The following is a 25,490-nucleotide window of genomic DNA, read 5'->3' as shown; positions in this document are numbered from 1 at the left end:
ATGCCGACGCGCAGGAATGATTCTTGTTAATTATAAATCGACCCAGGGGTAATACCGTGTCCTTTTCCGTCAAGCCGCTGCCGTTGGCGCTGCTGGCCGCCCTTGCCGCGTCGGCCCCCGCCGCCGCGCAAACCGTCCAACCCGCCGGCACTGGCGTGACCACGCTGGCCCCCGTCGTGGTGCGGGGCGCGGGCGATTCGTCGCCGGTGTCCGGCGCCGACTACGTGACGACGCGCAGCCGCTCCGGCACCAAGTCGGATGCGGCGCTCATCGATACGCCGCAAACCATCAACGTCATCACCCGCAATGAAATGGACGAACGCGGCGTCACCTCCGTCGCCCAGGCCGTCCGTTACACCCCGGGCGTGTTCGCCCAGTATGGCGACAACGATGTGCGTTATGACTGGCTGACCGTGCGCGGCTTCACGCCCTCGCGCTACCTGGACGGCCTGTTGCTGCCCTTCGGCTCGCGCGGCTATTCGCAGCCGCGGATCGACACCTACGGACTGGAACGCGTGGAAATCCTGAAAGGCCCGTCGTCCGGGCTGTACGGGCAAAGCGCGCCGGGCGGCCTGGTCAACATGACCAGCAAGCGGCCCACCGCTGAACCGTTCAATGAAGTGGTCTTGCAGGCCGGCAGCTTCAACCGGTATCAGGGTTCATTCGACTTCTCGGGCCCGGCCGACGAAGAAGGCAAATTCCTCTATCGCCTGACCGGCACGCTGCGGGACAGCGACACCCAGTACCAGCACGTCGACGACGAACGCCAATTCATCGCCCCCAGCTTCACGTGGCGCCCGTCTTCGGACACCAGCCTGAACCTGAGCGCGCAATATCAGAAGATCACCAGCCACGGCGGCGGCGGCGCCCCCGTGCTGCCCGTGATCGGCACGCTGGAAAAAAGCGCCACCGCCGGCTATATCCCTCGCGACCGCTTCGTGGGCGAGCCGGGCTACGACATCTTCACCAACGAACAGGCCATGGTCGGCTACACGTTGGACCACCGCGTGAACGACATCTGGAGCGTGCGCCAGAGCGCCCGCTACACCAATGTCGACACCAACACGCGCCGCGTGCAGATCGGCGCGATGGTGTCGGACACGCAGGCCGTCCGCTACGCCTGGGCCTTCCCCGAAACGTCGCACACCTTCCAGATCGACAACCAGTTGAACGCCAAGTTCAGCGCCGGCCCGACCCGTCACGACGTCACCTTCGGCCTGGATTACCTGCGCGAAAAATCCCGCTACAACGAGAGCAGCCTGGGGCTGATGCTGCCGCCGGCGTCCCCGCTGTTCAACGTGTTCGATCCCGACTATGGCACCCCGGTCACGCGCCCTGCCACGGCCACCAAGATCAACATGACGCGCAGCCAGCTGGGCCTGTACGCGCAGGATCAGATCGAACTGGACCGCCTGCGCTTCACGTTCGCCGGCCGCTATGACTGGACCGAAGGCACCACCGACAACGGCGTGGCGGGCAGCGGCGGCCAGTGGGCCTGGACGTCGCGCAACGCCGACGCCGACCGCTTCACCGGCCGAGCCGGCGTGACCTACCGTTTCGACAACGGCCTGGCGCCCTACCTGAGCTATTCCACGTCGTTCCAGCCGATGACGGGCGTCACGCGCGACGGCTCGCCGCTCAAGCCCACGACCGGCGAACAATACGAAGCCGGCGTGAAGTTCCAGCCAGACGGATACGCCAGCTTCGTCACGCTGTCGGCCTTCCAGATCACGCAAAAGAACGTCAGCACGCCGGATCCGGTCAACACGAGCTTCGTGGTGCAGACCGGTGAAGTCCAGGTGCAGGGGATCGAGCTCGAAGGCAAAGCCAGTTTCGACAATGGGCTGGACCTGACGATGTCCTATGCGCTTAGCGACAGCGAGATCACCAAGACCAACACGGCCGCGCAACGCGGCAACCAGCTCATCTTCGTACCCCGCCATCAAGCTGCGCTGTGGGCCGACTACACGCTGCGCGACGGCCCGCTGCAAGGCGTGGGCCTGGGCGCGGGCGTCACGTACCGCGGCGGCTTCTACGGCGACCTGAACAACCGGTACGCCATTCCCGCCGTCACGCTGGTTGACGCGGCGATCCGCTACGACCTGGGCCGCGCCAGCCCCACGCTGGCCGGCGCGCAAGTGGCGCTGAACGTCTCGAACCTGTTCGACAAGCGCTACGTCGCCAATTGCCTCGGTACGGCCGTCAGCTGCTACTGGGGCGCGGAACGCACGGTGATGGCGACATTGCGCTATCGCTGGTGAAGCCTCGGCTAGCCGCCACCTGGCTGGACGAGGTGCGAAGCGGCCTCGGCCGTCAGCCAGTGCTTCAGGGACTCCACCGCAGCACTGGCGTTCGCACGGAAGTACAGGCTGAACCAGCCTCCCGTTGCCGTGAACCCGAGGGGCGCCACGAGCTTTCCTGCGCGGAGATCGGCCTGCACCAGCATCTCGGGCGCAATGCCGACGCCTAAGCCCACGGCCGCGGCGTCGAGCATGTGGCCCAGTTGATCGAACTCGCGCTTGGGCCGGGCCTCGGCCCGCGCCAGCGCCACGCCGCCAGCCGAGGCCCACTGCTCCCAGGCCGCGGGCCGGGAAGAGGTGTGCAGCAGCGGCATGTCCAGGAGGTCGGCCGGCGTGCTGATGCGCTGTGCCAGCGCGCGGGTGCAGACGGGCCCGATCGCCTCGGGGAACAACGGCACGGCGCCGATGGCCGCAGACGCGTGGTCCTCGGCAACGATCAACACGTCAATAACCCGCCGCTCCAATAGCCCGATGTCGGTCGCGGTCTGAAGCCTGACCTGGACCCCAGGGTGCGTGCGCTCGAAATGTTCCAGCCTTGGGATGATCCAGTTGGATAGCAGACTGGCCGGGGCGCCCACCACCACGTCGGCCGACGTGGTCCTGCCCCGTAGCTCGACGCAGCGTTGTTCGAGCATGTCGAAGGCCGGCTGGCAGGCGCGCAGCAAATCCTGCCCGGCAACGGTCAACCGCACGCCCCCCGAGTGCCGTTCAAAGAGCTTGCTGCCCACCCAGGTTTCCAGCTGCCGGATCTGCTGGCTGACCGCGCTATGCGACACGCGCAATTCATCGGCGGCAAGGGAAAGGTTCAAGTGCCGGGCGGCGCTGTCAAAGACACGCAGCGAATTCATCGGGGGAAGCGTACGCATGCTCACGATATTAGAAAATCTAATAATCACAGGCAAGAAATCTATGATTTATCAGAGGAATATCCGTCGCTACCATAGCCCTAACGTATTCAATGGGCTAAGGTCATGTCGCTTGTTTCCCACCCTGATTCCCCCGACGCGCTCGGGCAATTCGGCCCCTACGGCGGCCGCTACATGCCCGAGACCCTGATCCCCGCACTCGATGATCTGGAGCGGACCTATCGCGAGGCGCGAGAGGATCCCGCGTTCTGGAACGAATTCAGGTCGATGCTGGCCGATTACGTGGGCCGCCCCAGCCCGCTGTTCCATGCCCGCGCAATCAGCGAAGAGTTGGGGGCCCGCATCTTCCTGAAACGGGAAGATCTCAACCACACCGGCGCGCACAAGATCAACAACTGCCTGGGCCAGATCCTGCTGGCCAGACGGATGGGAAAGACGCGCGTCATTGCAGAAACCGGCGCCGGCCAGCACGGGGTCGCCACCGCCACGGTCTGTGCGCTGTACGGCCTGCAGTGCGTGATCTACATGGGCGCGGTCGACGTCGCGCGCCAAGCCACCAACGTCACCCGCATGAAGATGCTGGGCGCCGAAGTGCGGGCGGTTCCCGACGGCAGCGCAACGCTCAAGGATGCGATGAATGCGGCCATCCGCGATTGGATCGCGCGCTCCGACGACACCTACTACCTGCTGGGTACCGGCGCCGGACCGCACCCTTACCCGTGGATGGTCCGGGAGTTCCAGAAGGTGATCGGCGAAGAGACCCGAGCGCAAATCCTGGAGAAGACGGGCCGGCTGCCCGACGTGATGGTCGCCTGCATCGGCGGCGGCTCCAACGCCATCGGCTTCTTCCACCCCTTTCTGGGTGAGCCCCAAGTCCAGCTGCACGGCGTGGAAGCCGGGGGCCATGGAGTCGACACCGCGCAGCACGCCGCCAGCATTGGCGCAGGCCGACTGGGCGTGCTGCACGGGTGTTGCAGCTACTTCCTTCAGGATCAGGACGGCCAGATCACGAACGCGCATTCGATTTCGGCCGGGCTGGACTACCCCGGCGTGGGACCGGAACACGCCCTGCTTCATGACACGGGGCGCGTGAGCTATGCCTCCGTTACCGACGCCGAGGCGGTCGACGCCTATCGCTGGCTGACGGAAAAGCAAGGCATCATCCCCGCCTTGGAAAGCGCGCATGCCCTGGCCTACACCCGAAAGCTTGCCGCGCGCCTGGAGGCGGACAAGACCATCGTGGTCTGCCTGAGCGGCCGCGGGGACAAGGACCTGAACACGGTCCTCCAATTTGCCGGAGCCACGAAATGAGCCGACTGGAAAACACCCTCGCCACGCTTCGCACGGCGGGCCGCGCGGGGCTGGCCGCGTATTTCACGGCCGGCGACCCCACCTATGACGACTGCCTGAGCCTTCTGAAACGCCTGCCCGCGGCTGGCGCCGACGTGATTGAACTGGGCATGCCGTTCAGCGATCCGGTGGCCGACGGCCCGGTGCTGCAATTAGCCAACGATCGGGCGCTACGCGCCGGCCAGACGATGCGACGGACCCTGGACCTTGTGCAAACGTTCCGTGAACAGGATCCGCAGACCCCGATCGTGCTGATGGGATACCTGAATCCGCTATTGCGGTATGACGTCGCGGCCTTCATGGCCGACGCGGCCCGGGCGGGCGTGGACGGACTGATCATCGTGGACTTGTCGCCGGATCACGCCGACGAGATCGGCCGGCAGGCGCGCATGCATGGCATCGACATCATCCGGATGACGGCACCGACGACGCCCGCGGCCAGGCTGGACGCCGTGCTGCGCGGGGCCAGCGGCTTTGTCTATCACGTCATGCTGGCGGGCACGACTGGCGGCGCGCTCCCTTCCGATGACACCATCGCCGACGCCTTGCAACGGGTCAGGGCCCGGACGCAGCTCCCCATCGCCGCCGGGTTCGGCGTGCGCTCCGCCGAGCAGGCACGCGCCGTCGGCCGCCATGCCGATCTGGTCGCCGTCGGCACGCGGCTGGTGGAGGTGCTGGCAACAGACGGAATCGACGCGGCAGTCGACGAGGTGCGGCTGCTGTCCGGGGCATTGCGGGCAGCCGCGTGACGCACAAGCCGTAGAAACCACAGGCCGCAAAAAAAGCCCCGGTTCGTGAAGAGCCGGGGCTTTCTGACTGCTAGAGCGCGTCAGGTCGGAATCAGAACGGAATATCGTCGTCCATGTCCGCCAGGTTGGCGCCGCTGCTGGCCGGAGCCGCTGCGGGAGCCGGGCGCTGTTGGGGCGCCGGGCGTTGCGCCGGTGCGCGTTGCTGCTGCGGACGCGACGGGGCGTCGTCGTAGCCGCCACCACCACCGTAGCTGGCGCCACCGCCACCGCCGTCTTCGCGGCCGCCCAGCATTTGCATCTGGTCGGCGACGACTTCGGTGCTGTAACGGTCAGCGCCGGTGTCCTTGTCTTGCCACTTGCGCGTCTTCAGGCGACCTTCGATGTAGACCGAGCGGCCCTTCTTCAGGTATTCGCCGGCGATTTCAGCCAGGCGGTTGTACATGACGACGCGGTGCCATTCGGTTTCTTCGCGCTTTTCGCCGCTGGCCTTGTCTTTCCAGGACGAAGTGGTGGCAATCGACATGTTGCAGATTGCCGCCCCGTCCGGGCTGTAGCGGACTTCCGGGTCGCGCCCCAGATTGCCCACGAGAATGACTTTGTTAACCGATGCCATGCCGATGTCCCTCTGTTGTTGACAGCCTGCGCCTGTGCGTTGCCGCGAGCGCGCCGGCAACAACATAAAAAGCGATGTTGAAGACCGGCTTCATGAAACACGCCGGTCACCGTAACGATGACCGGCGACGCCGGATGAAGCCCTAGTTTGGTACGTATTATCGACGAAAAGGGCCTGCCGCGCCAAACGCGATTCGTGACAAATCCGTCCAGCCCGGAAAACGAATTCAGGGCAATTGGCCGCCGTACGCGACACAATCAGCCACTTTTCCGCACAGTCGGGGACGCATCCCCTGCGCGGAGTCAGGCCAGGGGCCGAAGCGCCCAGGTGACGGCCAGCCAGATCGCCGACAGGATGGCCGCGCCGATGAAGACCGCGCCGGCGCCCGAATGCGACGCCAACCACCCGCCCAAGGCGCCGCCCGCAAACAGCCCGGCCGCCTGGGCCGTGTTGTAGAAGCCCAGCGCCAGGCCCTTGTAGGCCTGTGGGGCCACGCGCGACACCAGCGAGGGCTGCAAGGCCTCCAGCACGTTGAAGGCCACGAAGAAGCCCGTCAGCGCGATGGCCAGTGTGTAGAACCCGTGGCTGGCCGCAGGCAGCAAGGCGCACACCACCACCAGCCCTGCCACGGCGGCGCGCAAGGCGCCCCGATGGGCGCGGCGCTTCTCGGCGATGAACACGACCGGCACCATCAGCACGAACGACACCAGGATGACCGGCAAATAGACTTTCCAGAGCTCGCGGGCATCCAGGCCGCCCACCTTGGCCAGCAAGGCGGGCACCACGACAAACAGCGACACCTGGATCAGGTGCAGCACGAACACGCCGAAATTCAGGCGCAACAGGTCGCGGTGGGTCAGGACTTCGCGCGGACGGGCGGCCTGCATGGTGCGAGCTTGCGTGCGCGGCACCACCGGCACCACAAAGCGCGCCACGCCCAGGCAGATGACGCCCAGACAGGCGATGGTCCAGAACAGGCCGGACAGCCCCCACCAGCCCACCAGCACGGGCGACAGGACGAGCGACACCGCGAACGACAGGCCGATCGACCCGCCCACCATGGCCATGGCGCGCGTGCGGACCTCGTCGCGGGTGGCGTCGGCCAACCAGGCGGTGACAGCGGCGGATATGGCGCCCGCCCCCTGGATGGCGCGCCCGATGGTGATCCAGTACACATCCGTCGCCTGGGCACAGACGACGCTGCCCGCCACGAACAGCAGCAGGCCGAACAGCACGACGGGGCGACGGCCCCAACGGTCGGAGGCCAGCCCGAAGGGGATCTGCATGAAGGCCTGGGTCAGCCCGTACATGCCCAGCGCCAGGCCGACGCGGGCCGGGTCGTTGCCGCCCGGCAGGCCGGCGGCCGCCACGGCGAAAACCGGCAGCAACAGGAACAGCCCCAGCATCCGCGCAGCGAACAGGCCGGCCAGCGCAATGCTGGCGCGGCGCTCGGAAGGGGTCAATTTCAGTTTGTTATCTGCCGGCATGCGGAAATTTCAACAATGACAAGGGCGGGCGCGCGTGGATGTCACACGCTCACGGTCTGATCTAGCGGTGCCGCGCCGGCTCCGGTTCAGTCCAACTTGGCGGACTACCCTGAACGCGGGGGGATTCGGCGCGCTATAGTACCAAGTTGGCCTTTGAAACCGCTTAAAAGAGCCCGATGGACGCGATACGCATTCGGGGTGCACGCACCCACAACCTCAAGAACGTCTCGCTGGACCTGCCGCGCCACAAACTGGTGGTCGTTACCGGCTTGTCCGGTTCGGGCAAGTCTTCGCTGGCGTTCGATACGCTGTACGCGGAGGGCCAACGACGATACGTGGAAAGCCTTTCCGCGTATGCCCGCCAATTCCTCCAGCTGATGGACAAGCCGGACGTGGACTTGATCGAAGGCCTTTCGCCGGCCATTTCGATCGAGCAGAAGGCCGCCGGGCACAACCCGCGCTCCACCGTCGGCACCATCACCGAGATTCACGACTACCTGCGCCTGCTGTACGCACGCGTGGGCACGCCCTATTGCCCGGACCACGGCCTGCCGCTGCAAGCCCAGAGCGTCAGCCAGATGGTCGACGCGGTGCTGGGCTGGACGCCCGAGACGCGCCTGGCCGTGCTGGCGCCCATCGCGCGCGGCAAGAAAGGCAGCTTCGAGGACGAATACGCCAGCCTGCAAGCGCAGGGCTACGTGCGCCTGCGCGTCGACGGGCAACTGGTGGAAATCGACGGCATGGCGCCGTTGAAGAAGACCGAGAAGCACGATATCGACGTCGTCATCGACCGGCTGCGTATCAAGCCGGAAAGCAAACAACGCCTGGCGGAGAGTTTCGAAACCGCCCTGCAGCTGGCCGACGGCCGCGCGCTGGCGCTGGACATGGACAGCGAACGCGAGCAGGTCTTCTCCAGCCGCTACGCCTGCCCGGTATGCAGCCACAGCCTGCCCGAACTGGAACCGCGGCTGTTCAGCTTCAACAATCCGATGGGCGCCTGCCCCAGCTGCGACGGCATCGGCCAAGTGGGCTTCTTCGACCCCAAGCGCGTCGTCGCCTTCCCCGAACTCAGCCTGGCCGCCGGTGCGATCCGCGGCTGGGACCGCCGCAACGCGTTCACGCATTCGCTCTTGACGAGCCTGGCGGCGCACTACGAATTCGACATCGAAGCCCCCTTCGAAGACCTGCCCGAAGCACTGCGCGACAAGGTGCTGTACGGCTCGGGCGAAGAAGAGATCTCGTTCCTGTACCTGAACGAGAAGGGCCGCAGCACCGTCAAGCGCCACACGTTCGAAGGCGTCATCCCAAATCTGGAGCGCCGCTGGCGCGAAACGGATTCGGCCACGGTGCGCGAAGAGCTGGGCAAATACCGCAACATCAAGACCTGCCCGGACTGCGCGGGCTCGCGCCTGCGCCCCGAAGCGCGCAATGTGCTGATCGGCCACGACCCGCGCGGCGGCGAACGCCACGGCCAGGCCATCTACGAAGTCGAGGCCATGCCGCTGTCCAGTTGCCTGGCCTGGTTCCGCGACCTGAACCTGACGGGCGCCAAGCAAGAGATCGCGCAGCGCATCGTGCGTGAAATCGAAGCGCGGCTCAGCTTTCTGAACAACGTCGGCCTGAATTACCTGTCGCTGGACCGCAGCGCCGACACGATCTCGGGCGGCGAAGCCCAGCGCATCCGGCTGGCCAGCCAGATCGGCTCGGGCCTGACCGGCGTGATGTATGTGCTGGACGAACCCTCCATCGGCCTGCACCAGCGCGACAACGACCGCCTGATCGGCACCTTGCAGCACCTGCGCGACCTCGGCAACAGCGTCATCGTCGTCGAGCACGACGAAGACATGATCCGCATGGCCGACTGGGTGGTCGACATGGGCCCGGGCGCGGGCGAACACGGCGGCGAAGTCGTCTCGCAAGGCGATCCCGAAACCGTGCAGCGCGACCCGAATTCGTTGACGGGCCAGTACCTGAGCGGCGCGCGCGAAATCGCGATCCCTCCCCGCCGTCCGGTCAACGACGAACTTCCCTGGCTGACCCTGACCGGCGCCAGCGGCAACAACCTGAAGGATGTGGAACTGCGCCTTCCGGCGGGCCGGCTGGTGTGCGTGACGGGCGTGTCGGGATCCGGCAAGTCCACGCTCATCAACGACACGCTGGCAGTCGCGGTGTCGCGCCAGCTGCACCATGCGCAAAGCGAACCCGCCCCCTACGTGTCCATGCAGGGGCTGGAGAACTTCGACAAGATCATCAGCGTCGACCAAAGCCCCATCGGCCGCACGCCGCGCAGCAACCCCGCCACCTATACCGGCCTGTTCACGCCCATCCGCGAACTCTTCGCCGGCGTGCCGGAAGCGCGCACGCGCGGCTACGACCCCGGCCGGTTCAGCTTCAACGTCAAGGGCGGCCGCTGCGAGGCCTGCCAGGGCGATGGCGTGGTCAAGGTCGAGATGCACTTCCTGCCCGACATGTACGTGCCGTGCGACGTCTGCCACGGCAAGCGCTACAACCGCGAAACGCTGGAAATCCGCTACCGCGGCCGCAACATCAGCGAAGTGCTGGACCTGACGGTTGAGCAGGCGCTGGAGTATTTTGAGTCCGTGCCGGCCATTTCCCGCAAGTTGCACACGTTGATCGATGTCGGTCTGTCCTATATTCGTCTGGGCCAAAGCGCGACCACGCTCTCGGGCGGCGAAGCGCAACGCGTGAAGCTGTCTCAGGAACTGTCGCGCCGCAGCACCGGCCGCACGCTGTACATCCTGGACGAGCCCACCACCGGCTTGCATTTCCGGGATATCGAGCTACTGTTGCAGGTGCTGAACCAGCTGGTCGACAGCGGCAACACCGTCCTCATCATCGAACACAACCTGGACGTCATCAAGACGGCCGATTGGCTGATCGACATGGGTCCGGAAGGCGGCGACGGTGGCGGTTATGTGGTGGCGCAAGGCACGCCGGAAGATGTCGCGGCCACACAGGCCAGCCATACCGGGCAGTACCTGGGCAAGCTGCTGCGCCGCAATGCCGGACGATGAACCAGCACGTTGTAGCGGACAACCTGGCAACCCCTGCGTAAGGAAAAGCGGCATGTACACCCTGATCATCGCCAACAAGAACTACTCATCGTGGTCCTTGCGTCCGTGGATCGCCCTGCGCGCCGCGGGCGTGGCCTTTACCGAGCAAAAGCTCGGGTTTTTCACGGAAGCGTTCACGCGCCAGGTGGGCGCGGTGTCGCCCGCGGGACTCGTGCCCGTGCTGCTTGACGGGGATTTCGCGGTCTGGGATTCCCTGGCCATCTGCGAGTACGTGGCTGAACAACGCCCCGAGGCCAACCTCTGGCCGCAAGACGCGAAAGCGCGCGCCCGCGCGCGTTCGCTGGCTGCGCAGATGCACAGCGGGTTTTCCGCCATGCGCCAGGCCATGCCGATGAACATCGAAGCGCATCTGCCCGGCATCGACCTGCCCGAAGCGGCCCGGCAGGACATCTCGCGCCTGCACGCCATCTGGCGCGACACGCGCGCCGAATTCGGCCAGGGCGGGCCGTTCCTGTTCGGGGCCTTTTCGATTGCGGATGCCTTCTTCGCGCCCGTGGTGTCGCGCTTTACCACCTACGGCATTGCGGCCGCCGGCCCGGTGCGCGACTACATGGACGCAGTGCTGGCGCTGCCCGCCATGCAGGAATGGATGCGCGACGCCCGCGCCGAAGCCACCTTCGTTCCCGAAGACGAGCCCTACCGCAAGCATCGTTGAAAGGCGCTGGCCAATCCTTTCAATCGTGCAGCCGCTGCGCCATGAATTCGCGCAGCAGCGCCATCGCGGGCGCTTCGGTCCGTCCCGTCAGTGTCACCAGCGCGAATAGCGCGTGACTGCGCAGCGGCGGCTCGCTCGGCAATTCCATCAGTTCGCCGGCCGCGATGCCTGCCCGGGCCGCGCCCACAATGCCCAGGAACACCGCGTCCGACACGCGCACCGCGTCAAGCAGGCTGCCGATCTCATCGCAACGCAGGCGCACCGACGTGCGGGGGTCGGGCTCGATGCCGAAATGCTCGATCAGAATCCGTTCGGTGTCGGCCGCCAGAAAGGTGGAGGCCAAGGGATAAGCCGCAATGTCCGCGAACCGCGGCGGCTGCGTTTGGCTGGCCAAGGGGTGGCCACGGCGGCAGATGAAGCCTGCGCGCATCTGCGACACGGGTTCAATACGCAAATCGGCCGATGGCGCGATGCCGCGGGTATCGACCACCAACGCGTCCAGGCGCCGTTCGCGCAACAGCGCCAGATGCGCCTCCAGCGGCCCGCGCATCAGCTCCAGGTGCAATTGCGGATAGCGCTGCGCCACATGCGTCAGCAATGGCGTCATCAGCATCGCGCCGGGCCCCGAGCCCAGGCCGATGTTGATCGCCCCCCGGTCCCCGTGGGTCAGCAGTTCGGCGCTGCGGCGCAATTCGGCCGATTCGAACAAGATGCGCCGGGCGCGGTCGGCCACGGTCAGGCCTAACGGCGTCAACTCAGTGCGCTTGCCCATGCGGTCCAGCAGCAGCGCGCCCAGATCTTCTTCCAGCAGCCGGACGCTGCGGCTCAGCGCCGATTGCGTCAGGTGCAGGCGCTCGGCCGCGCGGCTGAACGAACCCGCTTCGGCCACCGCCAACAGATGCTCCAACTGCTTCAGATTCATGTCCAGGTATGAGTTTTTTTTCTAGCTTCCAGAATAACAATTCGTTAGACAACTAGCGAGGGCTGTCCCTAGCATGCGGATCACAACCACATCACAAGGGGAATCTCGTGAGCATGCTTTCCAATCGCCTGCACCTAGCGGCCTGTGCGCTGGCGCTGGGCGCGGCGATGCTGTGGGCGCCGGACGCCCGGGCCGCCGACTATCCCAGCCGGCCCGTCATGATGATGGTGCCCTACCCGGCCGGCGGCACTTCCGACGCCATTGCCCGCCTGGTGGCGCCTCCGGTGTCCAAGACGCTGGGCCAGCCGGTGCTGGTCGAAAACCTGGGCGGCGTCAGCGGCGCGCTGGGCGCGCAGAAGGTGCTGGGCGCCAAGTCCGACGGCTACTACCTGTTCCAGGGCTCGCCCAACGAACTGATTCTGTCGCCCATCGCCAACCCCGCGGTCAAACTCAAAAGCGAGGACTTCCGGTTGGTGCAGATGATCGGCATGGCGCCGCTGGTGATCGTGGCGCGCAGCGACCTGCCTGCCACCAGCGCCGACGAACTGGTCGCGTTGGCACGTTCGCGCTCGGCGTCGCAGCCCCTCACCTTCGGCAGCGTGGGCGTCGGCTCTCTTTACCATGTGCTGGGCGAACACCTGGCCCACACCATCGGCGCCAGCATGGTCCACGTGCCGTACAAGGGCGGCGCGCCGCTGATGCAGGACATCGGTGGCGGCCAGGTCGATCTGGCCATCCTGCCGCTGTCGCAGCAGCAGATGGCCATGGCCGAGCAGGGCCGCATCAAGCTGGTGGCCACGCTCGATGCGCAGCGCAGTCAGCTGCCGTCCCTATCCGCCGTGCCTTCGGTCAACGAGGGCCAACTGTTGAAGGGCTTCAACTTCACCACCTGGACCGGCTATTTCGTCAAACGCGACACCCCGGAAGACGTGGTGCTGCGGCTGCACGCTGCGCTCAACGACGCCATGCAGGACCCCGCCGTCAAACGCGGGCTGGAATTCCAGAACATCCTGGTCTCCGAGCCGATGGGTGCAGACGCGGCAGAAGCGATGTACCGCGCCGAAACCAGCCGCTTCCGCGAGATCGCCACCCGGGTGGGCGGAGTCGCAAAGCCATGACTACCGCCTCCCCCCACAAGGAACACGCCGACATGCATCCCATCCTGCAGACCTTGACCGCCCAGGCCGACGAATTCGTCTCGATCCGGCGGGACATCCACCGCCATCCCGAACTGGGCTTCCAGGAATTCCGCACCAGCGACCTGGTGGCGCAATGCCTGACGCAATGGGGCTATGACGTGGAACGCGGACTGGGCGGTACTGGCGTGGTCGGGCAGTTGCGCCGCGGCGACGGCGGCAAGCGCCTGGGGCTGCGCGCCGACATGGACGCCTTGCCTATCCAGGAGGCCACGGGCCTGGACCACGCCAGCCGCAACGAAGGCGTCATGCATGCCTGCGGCCACGATGGCCACACGGCCATGCTGTTGGCGGCGGCGCACCACCTGGCCCGGCACGGCGAATTCGACGGCACGCTCAACCTGATCTTCCAGCCCGCCGAAGAAGGCCTGGGCGGCGCCAAGCGCATGATGGAAGACGGGCTGTTCACGAAATATCCCTGCGACGCCATCTTCGCGATGCACAACATGCCGGGCCACCCGCAAGGCCATCTGCTGCTGCGCGACGGCCCCACCATGGCGTCCTCGGACAACGTGACCATCGTGCTGGAAGGCGTGGGCGGACACGGCGCCGTGCCGCACCGCGCCGCCGACCCCGTCGTGGCGGGTGCCGCCATCGTGATGGGGCTGCAGAGCATCGTCGCCCGCAATATCGATCCGCTGCACATGGCGGTGATCACTGTCGGCGCGTTCAATGCCGGCCGCGCCAACAATGTCATTCCCCAGACCGCGACGCTCAAGCTCAGCGTCCGCGCGCTCGACCGCGGCGTGCGCGACGCGCTGCAGGCGCGCATCACCGAGCTTGTCCACAACCAGGCGGCCAGCTACCAGGTCCAGGCGACAATCGACTACGGCCGCGGTTATCCCGTGCTGGTGAACACGCAGGCGGAAACGGATTTCGCGCGGCAGGTGGCCGTGGAATTGGTCGGGGCCGACAAGGTCGACCCGCAGACCCGGCCACTGACCGGCAGCGAAGACTTCGCCTTCATGCTGGAAGACGTGCCCGGCTCCTACCTGCTTGTGGGTAACGGCGACGGGTCGGCGGATGGTTTCAACAGCGGGCATGGCGCCTGCATGGTCCACAACCCGGGCTATGACTTCAACGACCACAGCCTGCCCGTGGGTGCGGCGTACTGGGTGCTGCTGACCCAGCGTTACCTGACGCGCTGAGGCAGCTGCAACGACCCTACCCCATCTCGAACAGGCGCTTGTGTTCGCGGATGGCGTAGCGGTCGGTCATGCCGGCGATGTAGTCGGCGATTGCGCGGGCCTGGTCATTGAAGGCCGGGCGGCGGTAGTCCGGCGGCAAGAGGCGCGGGTCTTCCAAGAAGGCCGCGAACAGCTCGCGCACGATGCGGCGCGCCTTGGTGGTCATGCGCAACACCTGATAGTGCCGGTACAGGTTATCGAACAGGAATTTCTTCAGCGCATCGGCCTCGCGGCGGATCTCGTCCGAAAAGCCCGCCAGCGGCGGCGAGCGACGCACATCGTCGGCGCTGGCCGGTGCCGCATCGCGGATGCGCGCAAGCGAGGTCTGCGTCAGGTCCACGATCAGCGTGTTGATCATCCGACGGATGGTTTCCGCCACGGCGCGGCGTGAGGCCAGCCCCGGATAGCGTTCCAGCACGTAGGCGTGGTGGCGCTCGAAGATCGAGACCTCTTGCAGCTGTTCCACGGTGATCAGGCCCGAGCGCAAGCCGTCGTCGATGTCGTGGTTGTTGTAGGCCACCTCGTCGGCCAGATTGGCCAACTGCGCTTCCAGCGACGGCTGCGTGCGGTTCAGGAAGCGTTCGCCCACGTCGCCCAGCTGGCGCGCGTGCGCGGCCGAGCAATGCTTCAGGATGCCTTCGCGCGTTTCGAAGCACAGGTTCAAACCGTTGAAGTCCGCATAGCGTTCCTCAAGCTCGTCGACCACGCGCAGGCTTTGCAGATTGTGCTCAAAGCCCCCGGCCTCGGGCGCCAGCTCGCGCATGCAGGCGTTCAGCTCGTCCTGGCCGGCGTGGCCGAACGGCGTGTGGCCCAGATCATGCGCCAGCGAGATGGCTTCGGTCAGGTCTTCGGACAGCCCCAGGCTGCGGGCCAGTGTGCGCCCGATCTGCGCGACTTCCAGGCTGTGGGTCAGGCGGGTGCGGAACAGGTCGCCTTCGTGGTTCACGAAGACCTGCGTCTTGTACTCCAGGCGCCGGAAGGCGCCCGAATGCACGATGCGGTCGCGGTCCCGCTGAAACTCGGTCCGATTTTCCGGCGGCGGCTCGACATAGGACCGGCCGCGCGATTGAGACGGGTCGGATGCGTAGGAAGCCAGTTCTTTCATCTGCAACACCGTCTCCGGTCGCGGTTATTGAGTGGTGCGAGCCAGGACGGCGCGCACCGCGTCGTCCGGGGCGGCCTGCATGAAGGCTTCGCCGATGCGGGGCATGAGCACGTAGCGGATCGAACCGCCCTCCGTTTTCTTGTCCACCTGCATCAGGTCGAGCCAGCGGTCCGCGCCCAGATCGGGCGCCATCACCGGGCAACCGATGGCCGCCACCAGCGCGCGCACGCGCTCGACGTCGGCGCGGTTGAAGCCCGCCACGTCCGCCGACAATTCAGCCGCCTGCACCATGCCGCAACCCACGGCCTCGCCGTGCAGCCAGGCGCCATAGCCCAGGCCGGATTCGATGGCGTGGCCAAAGGTGTGGCCCAGATTCAGGATGGCGCGCAGGCCGGACTCGCGTTCGTCCTTGCCCACCACCTGCGCCTTCAGTTCGCACGAACGGCGGATGGCGTAGGCAATCGCCTCCGGGTCCAGATCGCGCAGCTGCTGCACGTTGTCTTCGCACCAGGTCCAGAAGGCCGGATCCAGGATCAGGCCGTACTTGATCACTTCGGCCAGACCCGCGGACACTTCGCGCGCCGGCAAGGTATTGAGCACGTCCGTGTCGATTTCCACCGCCACGGGCTGGTAGAACGCGCCGATCATGTTCTTGCCCAGCGGATGGTTGACGGCCGTCTTGCCGCCCACCGACGAATCCACCTGGGCCAGCAGGGTTGTGGGCACCTGCAGGAATCGCACGCCGCGCATGTATACGGCAGCCGCGAACCCGGTCATGTCGCCGATCACGCCGCCGCCCAGCGCCACCAGCACGCAGCGGCGGTCCAGGCGATGGGTCAGCAAGGCGTCGAAGATCAGGTTCAGCGATTGCCAGTCCTTGTAGGCCTCGCCGTCGGGCAGTTCGATGCGCAGCACGCGCTTGCCGGTGCGGGCCAACGCCGCCTCGGCGCGCTCGCCGTACAGCGCCGCCACCGTGGGGTTGGTGACGACCGCAATCGCGGTGGCGTCGGCGGGGATGCATTGGTCCAGGGCATCGATGCGGCCGGGGCCGATATGGATCGGATAACTTCCGCCCGGGGTGTCAACGTCAACAACGTTCATATGCGCTTCTCGAAGGCTTGTAATTGCGGCAGCAGCGCCTTGACCAGGGTGTGGATGGGCGTGGAACCCGTTTCCACCACCAGATCGGCGACTTCCTTGTAGAGGGGCTCCCGCAGGGTCATCAGGTCCCGCAGGGTGCCGCGGGGGTCGGCGGTGGCCAGCAAGGGCCGGTTGCGGTCGCGGCAGGTGCGGCGGAACAATTCGTCCACGCTGGCCCTCAAATAGACGACGATTCCGCGTTCGTGCAGCCGTTGGCGGTTTTCGAGCGCAAGGATCGCGCCCCCGCCGGTGGCAAGAATAATGTTGCGCCGTTGGGTACACTCTTCCAAGGCGGCGGACTCTCGGCGACGAAAACCGGTTTCGCCCTCGATTTCGAAGATTACCGGCACCCGCACGCCGCAACGCGCCTCGAGCTCATGATCCAGATCCATAAACTCGCGTCCCAACGCACGCGCCAGGCTCCGGCCGATGGTCGTCTTGCCCGCTCCCATCATCCCGACCAGGAAGACGGGCAGGTCGTGCGGCAACGACACGGTCTTGCCTGTGCACTCCAAGGCGCAAGGCAGGTTTTCAGTCCCCTCGTCCGAGGGCGCTGGGTCCGGATCAGCCTCCGGACATGAGTTGGCGGAAAAGTTCATGACGGCATTATCACATCTGCCGCCAGTTGCCCGCGCACCACATTGAACTATCTTGTTACAGAAACCGATCCCCTGCGCTAAGCCGGGCCCGGAGAGTCCCGTAAAATCGCCGCGATGAGCAAGCCCCAGAATTCCTCCAAGAAAGACAAGCCCGCCAAGAGCGGCTCCCCGATACTGCGATTCTTCGTGAAAGCCGGCATCTTCTGTGCCGGCCTGTTCCTGTGCGGCGTACTGCTGGCCGGGATGGCGTTGGCGCTGGCCTGGCCGAACCTGCCGGACTTGAACGCCATGACGGACTATCGCCCGCGGGTGCCGCTGCGCGTCTATACGGCGGACCGCGTCCTGATTGGCGAATTCGGCGAAGAACGCCGCAACGTGCTGCGTTTCAATGAAATCCCGGACGTCATGAAATCCGCGGTGCTGGCGGCCGAAGACGACCGCTTCTACCAGCACGGCGGGATCGACTGGATGGGCGTGGCGCGCGCCGGCCTGACCAACCTGATCAACATGTCGAAGACGCAGGGCGCCAGTACGATCACGATGCAGGTGGCGCGCAACTTCTACCTGTCGTCGGAAAAGACCTATTCGCGCAAGTTCTACGAACTGCTGCTGACCTTCAAGATCGAATCCGAGCTCACCAAGGACCAGATCCTTGAGCTCTACATGAACCAGATCTACCTGGGCCACCGCGCCTACGGTTTCGCCGCCGCCTCGCGAACCTACTTCGGCAAGCCGCTGTCGGAAGTGACCCCGGCCGAAGCCGCCATGCTGGCCGGCATCCCCAAGGCTCCGTCGCGCTTCAACCCGATTTCGAACCGCCCCCGCGCCGAACTGCGCCAGCGCTACGTGCTGGGCCGCATGCAATCGCTGGGCTACCTGACCGAGCCCGAATACAAGCAGGCGATGGCGCAGCAGATCGTCATGAAGTCGGCGGAAGGCACGCCGGCCGGCGGCTACTCCATCCATGGCGAGTACGTGGCCGAACTGGCCCGCCAGCTCCTGTACAACGTGTACCAGGACAACGTCTATTCGCGCGGCATCAACATCTACACCACGGTGCAGTCCAAGGACCAGGAAGCGGCCTACCGCGCCGTGCGCGAAGGCGTGCTGGAATACACGCGCCGCGCGCCCTACCCCGGCCCGGAAGAGCAGCTGGACCTGCCCGCGGGCACCGAGAACAACCCGGCCGCCCTGGATGAATTCCTGGACGGCGTGTTCGACAAGTTCAGCGACAGCGGCGATCTCCTGACCGCGCTGGTGCTGTCGGCCAGCCCCACCGAAGTGAAGCTGGCGCGCAGCTCGCGCGAAATCATCACCGTCACCGACAAGAAGGTGCTGGGCGTGGTGGCGCGTGCGCTCAACGACAAGGCCAAGCCCGAACAGCGCATCAAACGCGGCTCCGTCGTCTACATCCGCAAGTTCGGCGACAACTGGGAAATCATCAACCTGCCCTCGGTGCAGGCGGCCTTCGTGGCGCTCTCGCCGCAGGACGGCGCGATCCGCGCCATGATTGGCGGCTTCGACTTCTACCGCGGCAACTTCAACCGCGTGACGCAGGCCTGGCGCCAGCCGGGCTCGAACATCAAGCCCTTCATCTACGCCGCCTCGCTCGAACGCGGCCTGACGCCGGCCACGCAGATTTCCGACCAGCCGTTCGAACTGACTGCGGCGCAAACCGGGTCCAAAGCCTGGAACCCCAAGAACTACGGCAACCAGTACGAGCCCATGCTGACCTTGCGCCAGGGCCTGTACAAGTCGAAGAACATGGTGTCGATCCGCATCCTGCAGGCCATCGGCCCGCAGTACGCGCAGGACTACCTGACCCGCTTCGGCTTCGACAAGGCCCGCCAGCCGGCCGTGCTGCCGCTGGCGCTGGGCGCAGGCTCAGTCACGCCCTTGCAGCTGGCCGGCGCGTTCTCGGTGTTCGCCAACGGCGGCTACCGCGTCACGCCCTACCTGATCGACCGCGTCACCGACAGCAACGGCAAGGTCATCATGCAATCCAAGCCGGTCGTGGCCGGCGACGCGGCAGCGCGCGCCATCGATCCGCGCACCGCCTGGATCATGGACGACATCCTGCGCGGCGTGGCCACCTACGGCACCGCGGCGCGCGCCCGGGCCTTGCTCAAGCGCAACGACATCGCCGGCAAGACGGGCACCACCAACGAATCCGTCGACGCCTGGTTCTCGGGCTACACGCCGAACCTGGTGGCGACTTCGTGGCTGGGCTTTGATCAGCCCAAGTCGCTGGGCTCGCGCGAAACCGGCGGCGGCGTCGCCATGCCGATCTGGGTCGACTACATGCAGGACGTGCTCAAGGGCGTGCCGGAAGAAAAGCCGCGTGCCCGCCCCGACGGCATCATCGTCGAGAACGGCGAGTTCTACTTCTCGGAATTCCCGCCCGGACAAGCGGTCGCCCGCCTGGGCCTCGCCGAAGCCGACACGCTGGGTGAGTTCCTGCACGGCCTGGGCAGCGGCAACGAAGAGACGAAGATCAAGGTTGCACCGGGCGTGGGTTCGCAGAACGCCGCCCCCTGGTCGCAGAAGATCCCGTTCTAAAAGATAAATACCCCAGGCCGCACCCGCCACGCGGGTTTGCGGCCTTCCAAAAGGGGCATTTTCATCGTGGGGACCGCCCGGCGATGAAAAAAAGCCGGCCTATCAAGGCCGGCTTTTTGTTTGGGCGGTCGGATTTACAGCTTCAACGTCACGGGGACGCCCGCCGCGGCGGAGCAAATCTGAGACAAGGCGTCAGGCAATTGCGGGCCACCTCGGGTATCGTTCCAGTGTTGGCCGTCGTAGCGGTAGTGGAAGCCGCCGCTGCGCGCGGCCACCCACAGCTCCTGCATGGCGGCCTGGCTGTTCACCACGACGTGGCTATTGTCCTCGAACACCATCGTCAGCACATTACCGCTGCGGCTGGTTTCGACGTCGACGTCGAGCGAAGCCGCCCAGTCATCGGCCTGGCTTTCGATGCTATCCAGCACCTGGTCGATCAACGCAAGAAATTCGGTTTCGGTCATAATCGAGCCTGCAAGAATTACGGAGTTCCCAGTGTTCCAATTGGCATTCAGCCGCATGGCTCTTCGCATTGTAGCCACGCTCTTGGCCTCCGGCATGGTTGCGGCCTGCGGGTACAAGGGGCCTTTGTATATGCCGACGCCTGACGGCAAGCCGCCGGCGCGCACCCCGTCGCAGCCCACGCAGCAGATTCCACCGGCGCCGACCATCCCATGACGCCCGCCTACCCCGTGCAGCCAGACCTGGCCGGCCATCCCTACTTCCAGTACCGCAATAACGTACTGTACGCCGAGGATGTGCCCCTGGACCATCTGGCGCATGGGCTAGGCACACCGCTGTACGTCTATTCCCGCGCCGCGCTGAAAGCCGCCTGGGAAACCTACCGCAGCGCCGTCGCGCAACGCCCGGTGCTGGTCTGCTACGGCATGAAGGCTAACTCCAACCTAGCGGTCCTGAAGGAATTCGTACGCCTGGGCGCGGGCTTCGACATCGTGTCCGGCGGCGAACTCAAGCGCGCGCTGGCAGCGGGCGCCGACCCATCGAAAATCGTGTTTTCGGGCGTGGGCAAGCAAGCCTGGGAAATGCGCGACGCGCTCGCGGCCCAGGTGAAGTGCTTCAACGTCGAATCCGTGGCCGAACTGCACCGGCTGTCGGAAGTGGCCGAAAACATGGGCGTGCTCGCCCCCGTGTCGCTGCGCGTCAATCCCGACGTCGACGCGCAGACCCACCCCTATATCTCCACCGGCCTGAAAGAAAACAAGTTCGGCATCGCCATCGATGCCGCGCTGGACGCCTACCGCACCGCGCAATCGCTCCCGGGCCTGGACATCGTCGGCGTGGATTGCCATATCGGTTCGCAGCTGACCGACATCAGTCCCTATTTCGATGCGCTGGAAAAGCTGCTGGACCTGATCGACACGCTCGACCAGGAAGGCATCCGGATCGCGCATCTGGACCTGGGCGGCGGCCTGGGCATCCGCTATACGGACGAAACGCCCCCCTCGCCCAAAGCCTTGCTGGACCGCGTCTTCGAACGCCTGAACGCGCGCGGCCACGGCCATCTGCATCTGGTGCTCGAACCCGGCCGCTCGCTGGTCGGCAACGCCGGCGTGCTGCTGACCACGGTCCAGTACCTGAAGCATGCCGAAGCGCGCAACTTCGCGATCGTCGACGCCGCCATGAACGACCTGCTGCGCCCGGCGCTGTACGACGCGTTCCACGGCGTGCGGGCCCTGCGCCCGCGCGCGGGCGACCCGACCCCTTACGACATCGTCGGCCCGGTATGCGAAAGCGCCGACTGGCTGGCCCGGCAGCGCCCCCTGGCGCTCCAGCAAGGCGACGTGCTGGCCGTCGAATCCGCCGGCGCCTACAGCATGGCGATGGCCAGCAACTACAACACGCGCGCCCGCGCGGCCGAAGTCATGGTCGACGGCGACAACTACTACGTCGTGCGCCAGCGAGAAACCCTGGACGACCTGCTGCGCGGCGAATCCACGCTGCCGTAGGATGGGTGAAGCGCGAGAGGTTGAAGGCAAGAACATTGCTGCCGAGCGCGCGCAACCCATCGAGCAACGACTGCGTTGTGGCTGAAGTTGCCAAGAAATCACCGTTGCTTGATGGGTTACGCGCGTTGAACGTGTGGGTCCTTGCCTTCGACCTCTCGCGCTTCACCCATCCTACGATGCATCACGATTTATCCAGCGCAAAAAAAAGGCCCCGAGGGGCCTTTTTCTCTACCTCCGCGTCCTCACAGTTCCCCGTAGGAATGCAGGCCGGAAAGGAACATGTTCACGCCCAGGAACGCAAAGCCCGTGATCAGCAGACCCATCAGCGCCCAGTAGGCCGCCATGGTGCCGCGCAGGCCCTTGATCAGGCGCATGTGCAGCCAAGCCGCGTAGTTCAGCCAGACGATCAGCGCCCAGGTCTCCTTGGGGTCCCATTGCCAGTACGCGCCCCAGGCATCGGCCGCCCACAGCGCGCCCAAGATAGTCGCCACCGTGAAGAACGCGAAGCCGATCGCGATGGCGCGATACATGATGTCGTCCAGCACTTCCAGCGACGGCAGCGCGGCGGCGATGCGGCGGCGGCCCAGCAGAATGGCGCCCACGATCACGGCGCCAATGCCGAAGTACAGCATCCACGTCGCCGACAGGCCGTCGGTGCGGAACACCATCGGTTCGGCGCACAGCAGCACGCCCAGGATGAACAGCGGCGTGAGCTTTGCCCACGACGTCGTCTGCCCATGCTGCTTGATCAGATAGGCAAAGCCCACCATCGCCGCCAGCGAGAACGTGCCGTAGCCGATGAAGTTAGCCGGCACGTGCAGCTTCATCCACCAGCTCTTCAAGGCCGGCACCAGCGGCTGGATTTGCCCCGCGTCGCGCGTAAACGAATACCACAGCAGGAAGACCACGGCGGACGTCACCACCAGCAGCACGAAGCCGCCGAGTGCTCGCGTGGCGTATTTGCGTTCGTAGTACAGGTAGAACAGCGCCGTGATCAGCGAGAACAGCACGAACACTTCGTACAGGTTGCTGACCGGGATGTGGCCCAGGTCGGGTCCCATCAGATGGCCTTCGCGCCAGCGCACCAGCAGCCCCGTGACGCCGGCGAACACCGCGCCCCAGGTCAGCGCCGTGCCCAGCCATGCGGCCGTCGGGCTGAACACGCCGATCCAGTAGCAGACCATCGCCAATGCGAACAGCGCGCACATCCACAGGATGGCGGACTGAGACGAGAACAGGTACTTCAGGAAGAACACCTGCTCGGCGCGGGCCAGATCATTGCCGTAAAGCATCAGGGCCAGCCCGGCCGCGATCGCACAGGCGATCATCAGGTGGCGCAGCGGACGCCACAGCCAACCCAGCCACGCCAGCGCGGGCACGGTGCCGCACAGGATGATCTTCTCGTAATAGTCCATCGCGTTGCCGTGGCGGGTCAGCGCGAAGGCGGCGCCCACCGACAGCAGCAGGAAAAAGACGATGTCGGTCCAATCGGGCTTGCCGCGCCGGGCGCGGTTGTCGCCGGTTTCCGACAGGCTGTCCTGCCAGAGCGTGTCCGGCGACGCGTTCAGCGCCTTCGGCGACGAGGGATGCGTAGTGGTCGTAGTCGACATAAATAAACCTTAAGACCTCTTCTGGCGCAGCAGCGCCTGCTTGAAGCGTTCGAACTCTTGATTGAAGTCGAGTGTACGCTTCTGGGACGTCATGGCCGCCATGACGCTGCTTCCGCCCTCATGCGGCTTGACCCAGATCCAGACGCGGCGGTCTCGAATATAGAACATCGAGAACACCCCCAGGACCAGCAACAGGCTGCCCAGGTAGACGGTGTTCTTGCCCGGCGTGCGGCTGACCTGGAACACGCTGGCCTGCACGTGATTGAAATCCGCCAGCGACAGGAACACCGGCGCCGGATACACCGTCAGGTCCGACAGCGCGGCCACCGCCAGGCGCGACCATACCGCCGCGCGCTCGCCCTCGGGGCCTTCGACCGCCACGGCGGGCAGGCCCGCGCGCTCGCGTTCAATGGCGCGCAATTCGTTCATGCTGGCGCCGATCAGCCGGATCACGACGTCGGCCGCGCGCTCCAGGTCGGCGGCGGGCGTATTGGCTTGCAGGAAGGCGGCCACGGCTTGCAGGCCCCCAGTTGCGAAGGTCTCCAGCGCGCGCTCGGCGGCCGTCTGCAAGGGCTGGCGGTCGGCGCCCGACGGGCTGTTGCGCTCGGCGAAGCGGCGGGCCGCCTCCTGGCGCGCCGCCGGGTCGGCCAGCGTCGCGCGCAAGCGCATGAATTCGGCAATCGAACTGTCGTCGTCGGCGGGGATGCGCAGGTAGCGGAACGGCTCCGAGGCGTTGTTGCGCACGCCAGCCAGGAAAACGCTGGCGCCGTCGAGTTCCATGGGCAACATGTAGTTCTGGAATTCGTGGGCCTGGCCCGCATCGTCGATCAGCTTGTATTCGACGCTGGGTCCCACGTTGCGCAGGTTCTCGTTCTTCTTGCCCGCCGCGCTGCCCGACACCGACGCCACGTGCTCGGCGAAGCTGCGGTCCGGGCCCTTGGGCTCGCCGCGCGTCAGGTCTTCCACGTTGATGGGGCGCATCGCCGTGATTTCGACGCCCATGCTGCGCGGCCCGTTTGCTGTGTGAGCGGTTACTTCGGCGGTCTTGCCCACCGTGCCGTCAACAGCGAACGTCCCATCGCCAGAACCTACCAACGGGTAGCCTTTCAGCACCACTGTGCTGCCGCCGTCGTCGAAGCTGGACTGGTAGACGGTCATGCCCTTGAAGCGCAGCGGTTCGTTGACCTCGATGGTGGAATCAAACGTCTTGCCGGTGTCGGGGTCGGTGACTTCGACTTCGCTCAGAAAGCGGCTGGGCATGCCCGTGGAGTAGTAATCGACGACGAACTTCTTGAGCTTCAACGTGAAGGGCATCGGCTGCACCAGGGCGCCGTCGCCCACCATCACGACCGCCGTGCTGGCCTGGCCGCCTTCGGGCACCAGCACGCTGGCGCGAAAGCTCGGGTTGTCGACCGACAGGCGGCCGCTTTCCGGCACTTCCGAGATCAGCATGTTCTCGACGATGGGCTTCTTGCCGCCCAGCATCACTTGCAGGCGCACAGGCAGTTCGCTGTCCAGCAGGCCGCCGATGCAGATGATGACCATCGCCGCATGCGCGAACACATAGCCCAGCCGGTTGGCACTGCCTTTCTTGGCCGCCAGCATCACGCCGTCGTTGTCCGTGCGTTGCCGCACCGCGTAGCCCATGCGTTCCAAAAGGGACTTCAGGCCGGCCGCGGTCTGCGGCACGTCGGTCGGGGCTTCGGTTTCCACGCGGTGCGGAAAACCCCGCAGGCTGCTGGCCCGCACGTGTTCGCGAAACGAACGTGCATCCCGCAGCATCTTGGGCGCGTTGCGGATCAGGCAGACCGAGGTCGACACGACCAGGAATCCCATGATCACCAGGAACCACCAGCTGTTGTAGACGTGCCAGATCGAGAACTTGTCGAACACCTCGAACCAGAACGGCCCGAACTGGTCGATGTAGTTGTTCGACGAGCGGTTCTGCTGCAACACGGTCCCGACCAGGCTCGCCACGCAGATGAACATCAGCAGGCTGACGGCGAAACGCATCGAACCGAGCAGTTCGAAGAAATCGCGAGGCAGGCTGCGCAGGGAGGGACGGGTATGGGTTCGTGTTGAATTCATGA

General features: G+C 65.7%; 20 protein-coding genes. 10 read left to right on the top strand and 10 right to left on the bottom strand.

Going from position 1 to position 25,490, the window contains the following annotated elements:
* The first annotated feature begins 56 nt into the window (after window positions 1–56).
* Window positions 57–2,261 (top strand): TonB-dependent siderophore receptor, encoded by a 2,205-nt coding sequence (locus AC3WMU_RS11750; RefSeq protein WP_280028383.1) that lies wholly within the window; start codon window positions 57–59, stop codon window positions 2,259–2,261.
* A gap of 8 nt (window positions 2,262–2,269) precedes the next feature.
* Here the strand turns inward: AC3WMU_RS11750 and AC3WMU_RS11745 are convergent, their stop codons facing one another.
* Entirely contained in the window at window positions 2,270–3,166 is an 897-nt protein-coding gene (locus tag AC3WMU_RS11745; protein ID WP_035212495.1) for a LysR substrate-binding domain-containing protein, read from the bottom strand.
* Between the two features lie 105 nt (window positions 3,167–3,271).
* Between AC3WMU_RS11745 and trpB the strand changes: the two genes are divergently transcribed.
* On the top strand, window positions 3,272–4,477 hold the full coding sequence (gene trpB, locus AC3WMU_RS11740) for a tryptophan synthase subunit beta (RefSeq protein WP_424624649.1): 1,206 nt from the start codon (window positions 3,272–3,274) through the stop codon (window positions 4,475–4,477).
* Window positions 4,474–5,265: a tryptophan synthase subunit alpha gene (gene trpA, locus AC3WMU_RS11735; protein ID WP_492282387.1), complete on the top strand. Its 792-nt coding sequence runs from the start codon at window positions 4,474–4,476 to the stop codon at window positions 5,263–5,265. Before trpB ends, trpA begins: the two co-directional genes overlap by 4 nt.
* Window positions 5,266–5,356: 91 nt before the next feature.
* Here the strand turns inward: trpA and ssb are convergent, their stop codons facing one another.
* Together ssb and AC3WMU_RS11725 are read right to left on the bottom strand one after the other, a co-directional pair.
* Complete coding sequence (gene ssb / locus AC3WMU_RS11730) at window positions 5,357–5,878, bottom strand: single-stranded DNA-binding protein (RefSeq protein ID WP_006227444.1); 522 nt, start codon at window positions 5,876–5,878, stop codon at window positions 5,357–5,359.
* 302 nt (window positions 5,879–6,180) lie between these two features.
* Window positions 6,181–7,365, bottom strand: a complete 1,185-nt coding sequence (locus AC3WMU_RS11725) for an MFS transporter (RefSeq protein ID WP_280028376.1) — start codon at window positions 7,363–7,365, stop codon at window positions 6,181–6,183.
* 176 nt (window positions 7,366–7,541) lie between these two features.
* Between AC3WMU_RS11725 and uvrA the strand changes: the two genes are divergently transcribed.
* A complete protein-coding gene (gene uvrA / locus AC3WMU_RS11720) occupies window positions 7,542–10,400 on the top strand; it encodes an excinuclease ABC subunit UvrA (protein ID WP_492282386.1) in 2,859 nt (952 codons plus the stop codon).
* A 52-nt stretch (window positions 10,401–10,452) separates the two neighbouring features.
* Window positions 10,453–11,115, top strand: a complete 663-nt coding sequence (locus tag AC3WMU_RS11715; protein ID WP_088588577.1) for a glutathione S-transferase family protein — start codon at window positions 10,453–10,455, stop codon at window positions 11,113–11,115.
* A 19-nt stretch (window positions 11,116–11,134) separates the two neighbouring features.
* Here AC3WMU_RS11715 and AC3WMU_RS11710 read toward each other — a convergent pair whose 3' ends face one another.
* Window positions 11,135–12,037 carry a LysR family transcriptional regulator gene (locus AC3WMU_RS11710; protein WP_006227440.1) on the bottom strand — a complete coding sequence of 301 codons (903 nt, stop codon included), beginning with the start codon at window positions 12,035–12,037 and terminating at the stop codon, window positions 11,135–11,137.
* Between the two features lie 113 nt (window positions 12,038–12,150).
* Between AC3WMU_RS11710 and AC3WMU_RS11705 the strand changes: the two genes are divergently transcribed.
* Window positions 12,151–13,155 carry a tripartite tricarboxylate transporter substrate binding protein gene (locus tag AC3WMU_RS11705; protein WP_492282806.1) on the top strand — a complete coding sequence of 335 codons (1,005 nt, stop codon included), beginning with the start codon at window positions 12,151–12,153 and terminating at the stop codon, window positions 13,153–13,155.
* A 32-nt stretch (window positions 13,156–13,187) separates the two neighbouring features.
* Window positions 13,188–14,381, top strand: coding sequence for a M20 aminoacylase family protein (locus AC3WMU_RS11700; protein WP_006227438.1), 1,194 nt, complete (start codon window positions 13,188–13,190; stop codon window positions 14,379–14,381).
* 16 nt (window positions 14,382–14,397) lie between these two features.
* On the opposite strand, the gene AC3WMU_RS11695 is transcribed toward AC3WMU_RS11700, so the two are convergent.
* From AC3WMU_RS11695 to AC3WMU_RS11685, 3 genes are read right to left on the bottom strand one after another with little or no spacing between them, the layout of a single operon-like run.
* The gene (locus AC3WMU_RS11695; protein WP_006227437.1) at window positions 14,398–15,525 is read right to left on the bottom strand and encodes a deoxyguanosinetriphosphate triphosphohydrolase; all 1,128 of its coding nucleotides are present in this window, start codon (window positions 15,523–15,525) and stop codon (window positions 14,398–14,400) included.
* A 24-nt stretch (window positions 15,526–15,549) separates the two neighbouring features.
* Window positions 15,550–16,626 (bottom strand): 3-dehydroquinate synthase, encoded by a 1,077-nt coding sequence (aroB, locus tag AC3WMU_RS11690; protein ID WP_424624652.1) that lies wholly within the window; start codon window positions 16,624–16,626, stop codon window positions 15,550–15,552.
* Complete coding sequence (locus AC3WMU_RS11685) at window positions 16,623–17,264, bottom strand: shikimate kinase (RefSeq protein WP_492282385.1); 642 nt, start codon at window positions 17,262–17,264, stop codon at window positions 16,623–16,625. Before AC3WMU_RS11685 ends, aroB begins: the two co-directional genes overlap by 4 nt.
* 114 nt (window positions 17,265–17,378) lie before the next feature.
* Here AC3WMU_RS11685 and AC3WMU_RS11680 point away from each other — a divergent pair, with 114 nt between their 5' ends.
* Window positions 17,379–19,823: a penicillin-binding protein 1A gene (locus AC3WMU_RS11680; protein ID WP_492282384.1), complete on the top strand. Its 2,445-nt coding sequence runs from the start codon at window positions 17,379–17,381 to the stop codon at window positions 19,821–19,823.
* A 134-nt stretch (window positions 19,824–19,957) separates the two neighbouring features.
* Here the strand turns inward: AC3WMU_RS11680 and cyaY are convergent, their stop codons facing one another.
* On the bottom strand, window positions 19,958–20,287 hold the full coding sequence (gene cyaY, locus AC3WMU_RS11675) for an iron donor protein CyaY (RefSeq protein ID WP_088588573.1): 330 nt from the start codon (window positions 20,285–20,287) through the stop codon (window positions 19,958–19,960).
* On the opposite strand from cyaY, the gene lptM reads away from it, so the two are divergent.
* Both lptM and lysA read left to right on the top strand, forming a co-directional pair.
* Complete coding sequence (gene lptM, locus AC3WMU_RS11670; RefSeq protein ID WP_337360715.1) at window positions 20,238–20,501, top strand: LPS translocon maturation chaperone LptM; 264 nt, start codon at window positions 20,238–20,240, stop codon at window positions 20,499–20,501. The two genes, cyaY and lptM, sit on opposite strands and share 50 nt — an antisense overlap.
* Complete coding sequence (gene lysA / locus AC3WMU_RS11665; RefSeq protein WP_492282383.1) at window positions 20,498–21,790, top strand: diaminopimelate decarboxylase; 1,293 nt, start codon at window positions 20,498–20,500, stop codon at window positions 21,788–21,790. The genes lptM and lysA overlap by 4 nt, the downstream gene beginning before the upstream one ends.
* Before the next feature lie 242 nt (window positions 21,791–22,032).
* On the opposite strand, the gene ccsB is transcribed toward lysA, so the two are convergent.
* On the bottom strand, window positions 22,033–23,400 hold the full coding sequence (gene ccsB, locus AC3WMU_RS11660; RefSeq protein WP_280027027.1) for a c-type cytochrome biogenesis protein CcsB: 1,368 nt from the start codon (window positions 23,398–23,400) through the stop codon (window positions 22,033–22,035).
* Between the two features lie 9 nt (window positions 23,401–23,409).
* Window positions 23,410–25,488: a cytochrome c biogenesis protein ResB gene (locus tag AC3WMU_RS11655; RefSeq protein WP_427958247.1), complete on the bottom strand. Its 2,079-nt coding sequence runs from the start codon at window positions 25,486–25,488 to the stop codon at window positions 23,410–23,412.
* Window positions 25,489–25,490: the final 2 nt, after the last annotated feature.

The sequence above is a fragment of the Achromobacter sp. FW305-C-13 genome, from assembly GCF_058783475.1.
This window is presented reverse-complemented; position numbering and strand designations above follow the sequence as displayed.

Excerpts from the sequence above, each read along its gene's own strand:
- AC3WMU_RS11745 (WP_035212495.1), bottom strand. The coding sequence starts at position 3,166 with ATGCGTACGCTTCCCCCGATGAATTCGCTGCGTGTCTTTGACAGCGCC.
- trpB (WP_424624649.1), top strand. The coding sequence starts at position 3,272 with ATGTCGCTTGTTTCCCACCCTGATTCCCCCGACGCGCTCGGGCAATTC.
- AC3WMU_RS11710 (WP_006227440.1), bottom strand. The coding sequence starts at position 12,037 with ATGAATCTGAAGCAGTTGGAGCATCTGTTGGCGGTGGCCGAAGCGGGT.
- aroB (WP_424624652.1), bottom strand. The coding sequence starts at position 16,626 with ATGAACGTTGTTGACGTTGACACCCCGGGCGGAAGTTATCCGATCCAT.
- lysA (WP_492282383.1), top strand. The coding sequence starts at position 20,498 with ATGACGCCCGCCTACCCCGTGCAGCCAGACCTGGCCGGCCATCCCTAC.
- ccsB (WP_280027027.1), bottom strand. The coding sequence starts at position 23,400 with ATGTCGACTACGACCACTACGCATCCCTCGTCGCCGAAGGCGCTGAAC.
- AC3WMU_RS11700 (WP_006227438.1), top strand. The coding sequence starts at position 13,188 with ATGCATCCCATCCTGCAGACCTTGACCGCCCAGGCCGACGAATTCGTC.
- uvrA (WP_492282386.1), top strand. The coding sequence starts at position 7,542 with ATGGACGCGATACGCATTCGGGGTGCACGCACCCACAACCTCAAGAAC.
- AC3WMU_RS11715 (WP_088588577.1), top strand. The coding sequence starts at position 10,453 with ATGTACACCCTGATCATCGCCAACAAGAACTACTCATCGTGGTCCTTG.
- lptM (WP_337360715.1), top strand. The coding sequence starts at position 20,238 with ATGCTATCCAGCACCTGGTCGATCAACGCAAGAAATTCGGTTTCGGTC.
- cyaY (WP_088588573.1), bottom strand. The coding sequence starts at position 20,287 with ATGACCGAAACCGAATTTCTTGCGTTGATCGACCAGGTGCTGGATAGC.
- AC3WMU_RS11680 (WP_492282384.1), top strand. The coding sequence starts at position 17,379 with ATGAGCAAGCCCCAGAATTCCTCCAAGAAAGACAAGCCCGCCAAGAGC.
- AC3WMU_RS11655 (WP_427958247.1), bottom strand. The coding sequence starts at position 25,488 with ATGAATTCAACACGAACCCATACCCGTCCCTCCCTGCGCAGCCTGCCT.
- AC3WMU_RS11725 (WP_280028376.1), bottom strand. The coding sequence starts at position 7,365 with ATGCCGGCAGATAACAAACTGAAATTGACCCCTTCCGAGCGCCGCGCC.
- AC3WMU_RS11685 (WP_492282385.1), bottom strand. The coding sequence starts at position 17,264 with ATGAACTTTTCCGCCAACTCATGTCCGGAGGCTGATCCGGACCCAGCG.
- AC3WMU_RS11695 (WP_006227437.1), bottom strand. The coding sequence starts at position 15,525 with ATGAAAGAACTGGCTTCCTACGCATCCGACCCGTCTCAATCGCGCGGC.
- AC3WMU_RS11705 (WP_492282806.1), top strand. The coding sequence starts at position 12,151 with ATGCTTTCCAATCGCCTGCACCTAGCGGCCTGTGCGCTGGCGCTGGGC.
- trpA (WP_492282387.1), top strand. The coding sequence starts at position 4,474 with ATGAGCCGACTGGAAAACACCCTCGCCACGCTTCGCACGGCGGGCCGC.
- ssb (WP_006227444.1), bottom strand. The coding sequence starts at position 5,878 with ATGGCATCGGTTAACAAAGTCATTCTCGTGGGCAATCTGGGGCGCGAC.